The following is an 8,772-nucleotide window of genomic DNA, read 5'->3' on the forward strand; positions in this document are numbered from 1 at the left end:
TTGCGAGAATCAGCGGTATTGGCGCTTGATATTGACTATTTTATGGTCAATTCCGGCCTTGCTGGATGGGCCGACCGAGACCGATGAATGGTTGGCTGTCTGAAAACGGCGTTTTTGCAGGGGCGACCAATTAGCATTGATGCACCAGCCCCTTTTCCCCTCCTAAACGCCTTCAGGAACTTTCCAGCCCGCCACACGCTTGCCGGTATCCGACTCTTCGACCCGGAAAAACATCTTATTGTCCTTGATCGTGTTCTTGATCAAATAATCATGCTCAGGAGCCAGCGTGACCTGGAGAAGCGATTCGATGGGTCTATATCGCCCGCCTTCATGGCGCACCAATATATTGTATGTTCCAGGCTGCATACACACGGTGGACGGATAGAGCAGCTTGAATCTCATCAACCGCGTGACGTCGGCCAGGCTCGTTCCGTTTATCTGATTGATTAAGAGTGAGCCATCAGTTGAGTTCTGGGTAGATACGCTGACACTTTCCGCCGCGGGCTCTGGCGTGACCCCTTGTATATTTATGGCGCATCCGGTCGTCATTAGCACAAACAACATGGCAAAAATAGACGTTGAGATTTTTTTTCATGAAAATTCCTAATTGGATTTAAAAATAAACAAACTAGCCTTTGGACTCCCAAGTTCGAGAACCTTTGCTTCTTCACAGAGGACCTGAGTCAGCTAGAACAAAATGGCAAAACGGGATGCAACTCAACACTTACTTCGAGCCGATTATCATAGCCCTGATGAACTAAATATATTTTTCATCACCTACACTACACATCGTCATTTATTGACACCTGACTCTCCAGATTCTGGATCAGACGGTATACAAAGGTATCAAACTGCTTCTTATATCCCTCGTTTTTCTTTACATAGTCAGACCAAGACTGCACAAATATAAGTTTGTGATCAAGGCTAAAAATATAGATATGAAGAACCTTATTATTATCCTGCCTGATCACCCTTTGATAAGCCACTTCCGTGTCACTAAATTTGTAAGTAATAGCATTATTCAAGAGAAGAGTGTCATTTATTCCTTTATGCCTTAAGCGAATAATATTCGCCTCTGCGAATGATGTTGCCTCGGATACTACAGACTGATCTTCCGAATCAAAATCACCCATTGTTTGAACCGCGATATAATATGGGACAAGCCTTGGAGCCAAATACATGACTCTCTTTCCTTTAGGCTCATCGATCTCAATAACCTCTTTAGATAAAGCCGCTGCTTTTGGAAGGTAATGAGGCAGCACTAAATTGTCGCTAATTCTTAATTCCTCCTGCATTCCCTGATGGACGGCTGTTGTTCCTAAAGCCCCATCAGAAAGCTTCTGTGCCGAACATGCCACCAAGGAAAGTGCTATAGGTATGATCAATAGAATTCTTTTCATTATATTTCCAATAAATCAGATTCTTTAATACATTAAAAGTCAGAGCAAATATTTAAAATCCAAAATCACATCATTATCTTTAGATCATAAAGACATAAAATCACCAACCTTAGCAGTCAACACAAAATCACAAGCAGAACTATTATTTATTGAACCAAGCCTAGAGCATTCAAGTCTATGCTCAACGCGCAACAGATTCAGCCATTAATTTATATAATTATACAGCAGGCATGAAGACCCATTGGGCCAGGTGTTTAATTGTCAATTGGTGCTAGACCAAGAAGCCAAAAGGACTACTGTTGAAAATTATAACCGCGGAGTCATCTAACGCTATCAATTAGCATTCCAACACCTAACCCTTCGCTCACGCTCGCTAATAATGCCGCCCGTCATTTGAATTATTTTTTAGACATCCTAAAAACAGGAGCACTCTTCATCCAATTATCAAAAAACATTCTTTGTTTATCCAAATAACATGCATCTGCCTCAGCTTCATCTGAAAAACTATCTCTACATTCAAGCCGTTGCTCACTGGCAATCTGGCTATAAATTTCATTCGCTAGATCGACTGCGAATATAGCATCCAGCTTACAGTCTTTTTTTTCTTCAGGATCTGCCTGCATTTTCTGAGGAAGAGTCGAAATACATCTTTCATAAATATTATTTTCATAGGGCTCCATTGATATCTTGGGACTTGAACTACACCCAGTAATAAAAACGGAACACAAGCTCAAAGACAACAGCTTATTCATATACCAACCTCTAACTATAAAATTTTTATCATTATGCCGCACAATCGTCACGATGAAAGCACCGATATTAACTGAATCCGAATAGCCCAAAACCATATTAAAAACGAACTCACAGCGCATCTAACATTACTAGAAGAGGCAATCTGCACAGGTCTTATTTTGAAGGTTTAATTACAATATTCAGTTACTAAATCGTTTGAATGGCAGATTTTTTGCAACAAAAACTGATATATACGTCGAAATACAACAGCTTAGTAAAATTTCATTACGCTTCTAACTAGCACAAGCTCTTTGCTATAAAGGGTCGCGCCGATCCTCACACAATAATTGGGGGCAGATACACTTTTTCTTCATTAATGTGGATCTGACCCCAATTATTTCAAAAGGCAAGAGCTGCCCCCGCGCCATCTCATGAGAAAACCAAGCTAGAACGTATATCCTAAGCTAAGTGCCAAGTTGCCCACCGTATGATCGAAGTCGACATTATTAAGCTCAGCGCCCATCGAGAGGTAGGTATATTCCAAGGCAATACGCATACTGTTGCTTGCACGGTATTCAGCACCAAGCCCATAATAAAGGTCAATGCCTTCGTCCCCGAACTTCAAAGTCTCTCCCGGGGAGAAGCTATAGGTCTCCTTAACATTGTAGTCCCACCTTGAAACACCCAAACGTCCCACCGCGGAAAAGCCATTCTGGATAGGAAAACTACCTTTAAGACCCAAGTTAATAGAGGAGCTCTCTATATTTTCTTTATATTCATCGCCGTCAAAATGATAGCTGCCTTTCACTTCCCCATAATGGATATAGGAAAGTTCCGCCGCCAAATAGTCGTTAAAAGCATATGCCGTTCTCACACCAAGTGAGAGACTGCTTCCTGAGAAGGAAAGGTCTTGAATTTCTGTTTTCTGATAAGCATTTCCCGCCAGAATATCTATTGAAAACCCGGAGTCAGCGGAGACATTTGCCGCAAATACACACAACGCGCCAGCAATAAGCAATTTGTTTCTCATATCATGTCTATTCATAAGGTAATGTAAATGTTTCGATAGGGCCCGAGCAACTCGTTAAGCACTGAGCACCAAAAGCAACAGAAAATAACGAGCAGGCCATTAGCAAAAATGCGACCGAAAATATAATGGAGACCGCTGCATTAATCTATAGCTACAGCACGATAATTATAAATAATTACATTTCGACACAATCAACCTGAGGCTGCTTACGTGCTGTGATAAGAGAGGCATCCCTGTAGCCGGGCAATACCATAAACCATTATATTTGACGGTTACAAACCCAAGGGGCCGATACACATTTTCTTCATTAATGTGGATCTGAACTAGCCCCAGCTATTCAGCCAAACGGTATAACCCTCCATGTTTTTTTAAAAAATGGTTTTCTACTGCCACATCGAAAACTTTTTGAAGATGCTTTTTATCAGAAAACTCCGAAAATTTGATGCGCATTTCTTCATTATCACAAACAAAAGACCACAAACGCCAAACATCGAACCCACCAACTTCGCAATTTACATCAAACTCAAAATCAACTTCCACATCAGGAGAAGTAATACTGCAACCTGTGCCGTGAAAAGCGTATGACCAACCATCATCGAAAGCACCCTGAATCGGAATACCTTGTGATCGCCAATCAGTCAATTGATCTAATTTATAGAAATGAGAGAGCTTGCTAGAAAACAAAAATATAGTATCCACATATAGCTTAATGAGGCGAACTAACGGCTCAACATTTTTTGAGTTAATATTGTGAGTATTCAAGATCTGCCTCCGTTTTGTAGCCTTTATATGGCAACTCGACTTTTTCAGCGGGAACTTGGTCAATACCTTTTTGTCGAGCTAATGCATGTCTATGGTGACCGTCAACTAAATATTTCTTCCCATCTCGCTCAACATACTTTAGAGATTCAGTGATTTCCCCTGCTTCATCAATCTCATTGCTCAATCGCTTCATTTGCTTTCTTGACTTAGTCAGTGGCTGAGTTGGAATTAGATCGTTAGAATCCACCTTTTCCGCAACACCGCCCCCCTGCTCCATCAAATACGGGCCAAGGATGACTTGGTCCGAACGATCCTCAGACACCGTAGACCAAGCTTTCCCTTCCTCCGCCGGCCTCGTCAACAGCCCCAAGCCCGAGTCCACCACCTCACTGCCGCCGGTGCTGGGCGCCATCGGCCTGGCCACCGGCGTAACGGACGTGCCGTTCGCCAACTGGCGTTCTCGATCACCAATGGCGGGATTGACCAGCCGACCGTGATCCAGGGCCAGCGGCTTGCCCGTCATCTGCTGGAGGCTGGACAGCTCCTCGTCAATCTGCTGATCCAGACCGGACAGGTACGAACTGGACGCACCACTCGCTGCCATGCTGGCCCGCAATTGTGTCAGTTTTTTGAGCCAATCCGCCGTTTCGGCCTCTTTCCCCAATGGAATGGCCATAGCCGCGGGTTTCGTCGTCGCTGCAACTGCAGGGGTGCCCGCCGATTCCGTCGCCATCAGAGGGCCACAATGGGTGCACTCGCCAGTGACCGCCCATTCCACGAGGTTTTCCCCGCCTTTCAGGCCATTGGCGACCCAATCAGCCGCCTGTTGCACCAGCTTTCCGTCACTGTTGCTGTAATCCACTCCCGTCAGCCCCGTCGCAGCGATCTCAGCCGTGCTGCGGGCGCTGTCATACGCCACCTGTGAGAAGGGGTCAGGTGTTGAATTGTCAATTGACACCAAATCAATTAGCATTTCACCACCTGACCCCTTCCTTGACCCACGCTGCAACCGGTTCTGGAACAGGTCGAAGCCCGCTACCGGAGGCTGGGTATTGCCGAAAGCATCTACCAAAACGGAACGGTCGTCACCGCCGACACCGGCTTCGCCAATGAAGCCAACATGCGGTACCTGCACGAACGCGGGATCAACGGCTATATCCCGGACAACAAGTTCCGCAGCCGCGATCCGAAGTTCCAGCAGCAGAAAGCCAAGTACGGCAAACGCCACCAGAATCGGCCCAACACGGGCTGGAAGAACACCATCCCCGCCAGTGAGTTCCAGTTCGATCCGGTGAACCTGACGTGCATCTGCCCTGCGGGTAACGCCATCAGTTACCAGGGCACACGCGAGGCCGAGAATGGCAAAAACCGGGTGCACTTCGAAGGTCGTTTGCTGCAATGTCGGCACTGCCCGAAGAAGCACCGGTGTATGCAGAATCCGGCGTCTGCCGATCATCGCAAAGGCTCGGGAAGGCAGGTCTCGTTCACGATAGAGACCAAGCGCCTACCGAACTACACCGACTGGATGAAGCATCGGGTGGATAGTCCCCAAGGCAAAGAAATTTACAGCCACCGGATGTCGGTGGTGGAACCGGTGTTTGGCAACATCGGCAGCACCAAGCGGCTGAACCGCTTCAGTCTGAGAGGCAAGCGGAAAGTGCAGGGCCAGTGGCAACTCTACTGCCTGATTCATAATATCGAGAAGTTGGCCAATTACGGACAAATGGCAGCCTGATCAGGGGCTGGTAGCCCCGCGAACGGAGCGCCGCTGAACGCACGACAGCGGATACAGCGGCAAGCACTAAGGCTAAGTGGTTATCGCCGGTCAAAAGAACAACGGATCCGCCAACGGCGGGTGAACAAGAAAACAACGGAATAGGCTGTGGGGAACAACTCGGAAATGGGTTTTTCTACAGCCTCGTTGGCTTAACGTAATAGGTATACGGTGAGCCGGCGCAGCCAGAAAGAAACAATAACGCCGAAAGAAAGAAAATCCTGTTTTTCATAAACAACTGTCCTTTGAATAATAACAACTTAACCTGCGCCGCATTCTATCGACGCAATACTGAATTTCAGATATACAGTTAAACTTGATTCTATCAACAATAAAAATGGATATAGCGCCGGTTCGTTCCTGTATGAAGGAAGTGTATTTCAGATCAATTATTTAAATTGATCCAAAAAACCGATTGCACTTTAAATTCAAGAAGAATGGAGATGGCTCATCCAGTCGTCAAAGAAATTTTTCTGCTTCTCCCTGTAACACGCGTCTGCTTTCTTCGGTTCCGCGTATTCCTGCTCACACTCTGATTTATGCTCTTCTGCCATCGTTTCATAAATTCTGGCCGCTAGACTCACGTTGAAAATAGCCGACATTCTACAGTCGGTCTTCTTATCCGGATCCTCCTGGAATTCGTCAGGAAGATTTGAGACACATCGTTGTGTCAAATCATCCTCATAGGGATCCGTTGGGATCGTTGGGCCTGCACTGCATCCAACAAGAAAAATTGAAATCGAAATGTATGCGCAGTATTTTTTCATTTACTCTCTACCTGTAGGTATACTAAATAATTTATTAACAAACAATATTAAAACGAGAATGCTATATTAAAAGGACCTACCTATAGCATCGAACTTCAAAATACCAAGCATGTATCTTTCCTGCTCCAACTCAAGCCTTTGCTCGCAGGCATATAAATCAGAGCCAGACTCCACCAACTCATTAAACTCACGTGACTTTTCATCGATTTCTGAAATCTTCCTGTCTATTGCTCTCGTTTCTGCATTGCCATCGAACCTCTTGTAAACAGAAACGGCCTCATTAAAACTGACACCCCTTTTCAATTGTATTTTACCTATCACCCCAAGTAACATATCCGTATAAACTCTATTTTTAACGAGCCTCTCTTCGCCAATGCGAGTGTATTCCGAATAGCAGGCAGAGTAGGACTCATCGTCTTTGGAGTTAGACGCGCAGGCGGCCATCATCACAAAAATTAGGAATAATATTATTAATTTAATTTCTTTCATAAAAACAACTCAAACACCTAACCCTAAGAAAAAAGGGGACAGATTTATTTTCTTTATGCTGTTACTTTATTGTTGGAATACAGCCAAAAATAAATCTGTCCCCTTTCTGCGCAAAGAACATGGCCATAATAGAAGCTGACATTTTTTTCATGAATGTTCCTGGTTGGATTTAAAAGTGACCACGTTGGACCATATGCGCAGGAAAGCCCGAGAGATACATCCGTGTCCCGGTTTTTTTCAGGCGCAACACCGGATCTCTTAGACACCATCTATAAATTTGTTGGATACAACTTTACAGATTGCGCCTCACCTACAATCCAGCCTTTTAAGTCCATTGGTGCATTGTCCAAGTCTAAAAACAATATTGTTCCTCCAAGCTTTAAGGTAAGGCAACCATCGTTTTCATAGGAGACAACTTGAGCCACAAAACGAAGACAGTCTTTCTCAACAGAAATCATGGATTTTTGATTATCTGCTGTAGTTATATTCTCACCCCATTTAAAATCATCCTCTATATCAAACTCGATATCGATACACTGACCTAGCGTGGGACTTTCACCAACCCAGATGCCAGCACCGGAACCTATGCATGAATAAAATTCTACTTTTTCTTCGCCTAAATGGCGCTCAATGTTTTTTATTTTAATTTGCATACTTACTTCTTCGGTAGTGGTACACGAATGACGGTGTTATCAACATTCATAACGTTATTGATGTTATCTTGAGTCCATGTTTCTTCATGATAATGATGTTTTGTTGGCTTACCTGCCATCTCATGATTTCCGTAGCGAATACTTCGCTTTCCATCAGCGGATACGATCCTGTCAGCATCAGGTAAACCGGTTCGTGGATGCAAGTTTGTATGAGGGCCTGGACCTAGAAATTCCTCCCACTTATCGACAGCATCCTGAAGCTTTACAGGTTTGGGAGCGTAAACTTCGTTATGGTAGCCCTTCTCGGGAATCCCTTTTGCGTCATCGCCCCCCTGCTCCATCATATACAGACCAAGGTTTACCTCATCCGAACGATCCCCAGACACCGTAGACCACGCTTTCCCTTCCTCCGCCGGCCTCGTCAAGAGCCCCAAGCCCGAGTCCACCATCTCACTGCCACCGGTACTGGAGGGCATCGGCATGGCCACCGGCGTAACGGACGTGCCGCTGACCAGGTGCCGCTCTCGATCACCAATGGCGGGATTGACCAGTCGACCGTGATCCAGGGCCAGCGGCTTGCCCGTCATCTGCTGGAGGCTGGACAATTCCTCGTCAATCTGCTGATCCAGACCGGACAGGTACGAACTGGACGCACCACTCGCTGCCATGCTGGCCCGCAATTGTGTCAGTTTTTTGAGCCAATCCGCCGTTTCGGCCTCTTTCGCCAATGGAATGGCCGTAGCCGCGGGTTTCGTCGTCGCTGCAACTTCCGGGGTGTTCGCCGTTTCCGTCGCCATCAACGAACCACAGTCGGAGCATTCCCCAGTGACTGCCCATTCCACGAGGTTTTCCCCGCCTTTCAGGCTACTGGCAACCCAATCAACAGCCTGTTGCACCAGTTTTACGTCACTGTTGCTGTAATCCACTCCCGTCAGCCCTGTCGCAGCGATCTCAGCCGTGCTGCGGGCGCTGTCATACGCCACCTGACCAACGGCAATGGCCGCACCGAGTGCATTGGTACCTGGAACCGCACGGAATAGCTCACGGTGGTCGACCTTTGCCGAACCGACTTGGTCGGCAACCTTCGTGCCATCCAGCCCACCCTGACTTTTCTTCAACCCCCCCCACAAACACCCCCCCCCACTCCCTCCAACACCCCCCCCCC

General features: G+C 46.2%; 9 protein-coding genes and 1 pseudogene. 1 reads left to right on the top strand and 9 read right to left on the bottom strand.

Annotated features, from left to right (window positions below; genetic code table 11):
- Positions 1–162 precede the first annotated feature (162 nt).
- The 5 genes from EZI54_RS22620 to EZI54_RS22640 all read right to left on the bottom strand — a co-directional run bounded on the left by EZI54_RS22620 (position 163) and on the right by EZI54_RS22640 (position 3,924).
- On the bottom strand, positions 163–402 hold the full coding sequence (locus tag EZI54_RS22620) for a hypothetical protein (protein WP_131484138.1): 240 nt from the start codon (positions 400–402) through the stop codon (positions 163–165).
- A 380-nt stretch (positions 403–782) separates the two neighbouring features.
- Positions 783–1,400, bottom strand: a complete 618-nt coding sequence (locus EZI54_RS22625; RefSeq protein ID WP_131484139.1) for a hypothetical protein — start codon at positions 1,398–1,400, stop codon at positions 783–785.
- A 398-nt stretch (positions 1,401–1,798) separates the two neighbouring features.
- Complete coding sequence (locus EZI54_RS22630; RefSeq protein WP_131484140.1) at positions 1,799–2,152, bottom strand: hypothetical protein; 354 nt, start codon at positions 2,150–2,152, stop codon at positions 1,799–1,801.
- 425 nt (positions 2,153–2,577) lie between these two features.
- Positions 2,578–3,162, bottom strand: a complete 585-nt coding sequence (locus tag EZI54_RS22635; protein WP_165495850.1) for an outer membrane beta-barrel protein — start codon at positions 3,160–3,162, stop codon at positions 2,578–2,580.
- 333 nt (positions 3,163–3,495) lie between these two features.
- The gene (locus EZI54_RS22640) at positions 3,496–3,924 is read right to left on the bottom strand and encodes a DUF6896 domain-containing protein (protein WP_131484142.1); all 429 of its coding nucleotides are present in this window, start codon (positions 3,922–3,924) and stop codon (positions 3,496–3,498) included.
- A 1,000-nt stretch (positions 3,925–4,924) separates the two neighbouring features.
- Here EZI54_RS22640 and EZI54_RS22650 point away from each other — a divergent pair.
- A pseudogene (locus tag EZI54_RS22650) lies at positions 4,925–5,659 on the top strand (transposase); the annotation flags it as partial.
- A 467-nt stretch (positions 5,660–6,126) separates the two neighbouring features.
- Here EZI54_RS22650 and EZI54_RS22655 read toward each other — a convergent pair.
- From EZI54_RS22655 to EZI54_RS24920, 4 genes are all read right to left on the bottom strand, one after another.
- Positions 6,127–6,465: a hypothetical protein gene (locus tag EZI54_RS22655; RefSeq protein ID WP_131484144.1), complete on the bottom strand. Its 339-nt coding sequence runs from the start codon at positions 6,463–6,465 to the stop codon at positions 6,127–6,129.
- 66 nt (positions 6,466–6,531) lie between these two features.
- Positions 6,532–6,954, bottom strand: a complete 423-nt coding sequence (locus tag EZI54_RS22660; protein WP_131484145.1) for a hypothetical protein — start codon at positions 6,952–6,954, stop codon at positions 6,532–6,534.
- Positions 6,955–7,223: 269 nt separating this feature from the next.
- On the bottom strand, positions 7,224–7,607 hold the full coding sequence (locus EZI54_RS22665) for a hypothetical protein (RefSeq protein ID WP_131484146.1): 384 nt from the start codon (positions 7,605–7,607) through the stop codon (positions 7,224–7,226).
- A gap of 2 nt (positions 7,608–7,609) precedes the next feature.
- Positions 7,610–8,772, bottom strand: a 1,163-nt coding sequence (locus EZI54_RS24920) for a hypothetical protein (protein WP_207389318.1), incomplete at its 5' end; no start/stop codon positions are given.

Source organism: Marinobacter halodurans, from assembly GCF_004327985.1.
In the GTDB taxonomy this organism is placed as follows: Bacteria; Pseudomonadota; Gammaproteobacteria; order Pseudomonadales; family Oleiphilaceae; genus Marinobacter_A; species Marinobacter_A halodurans.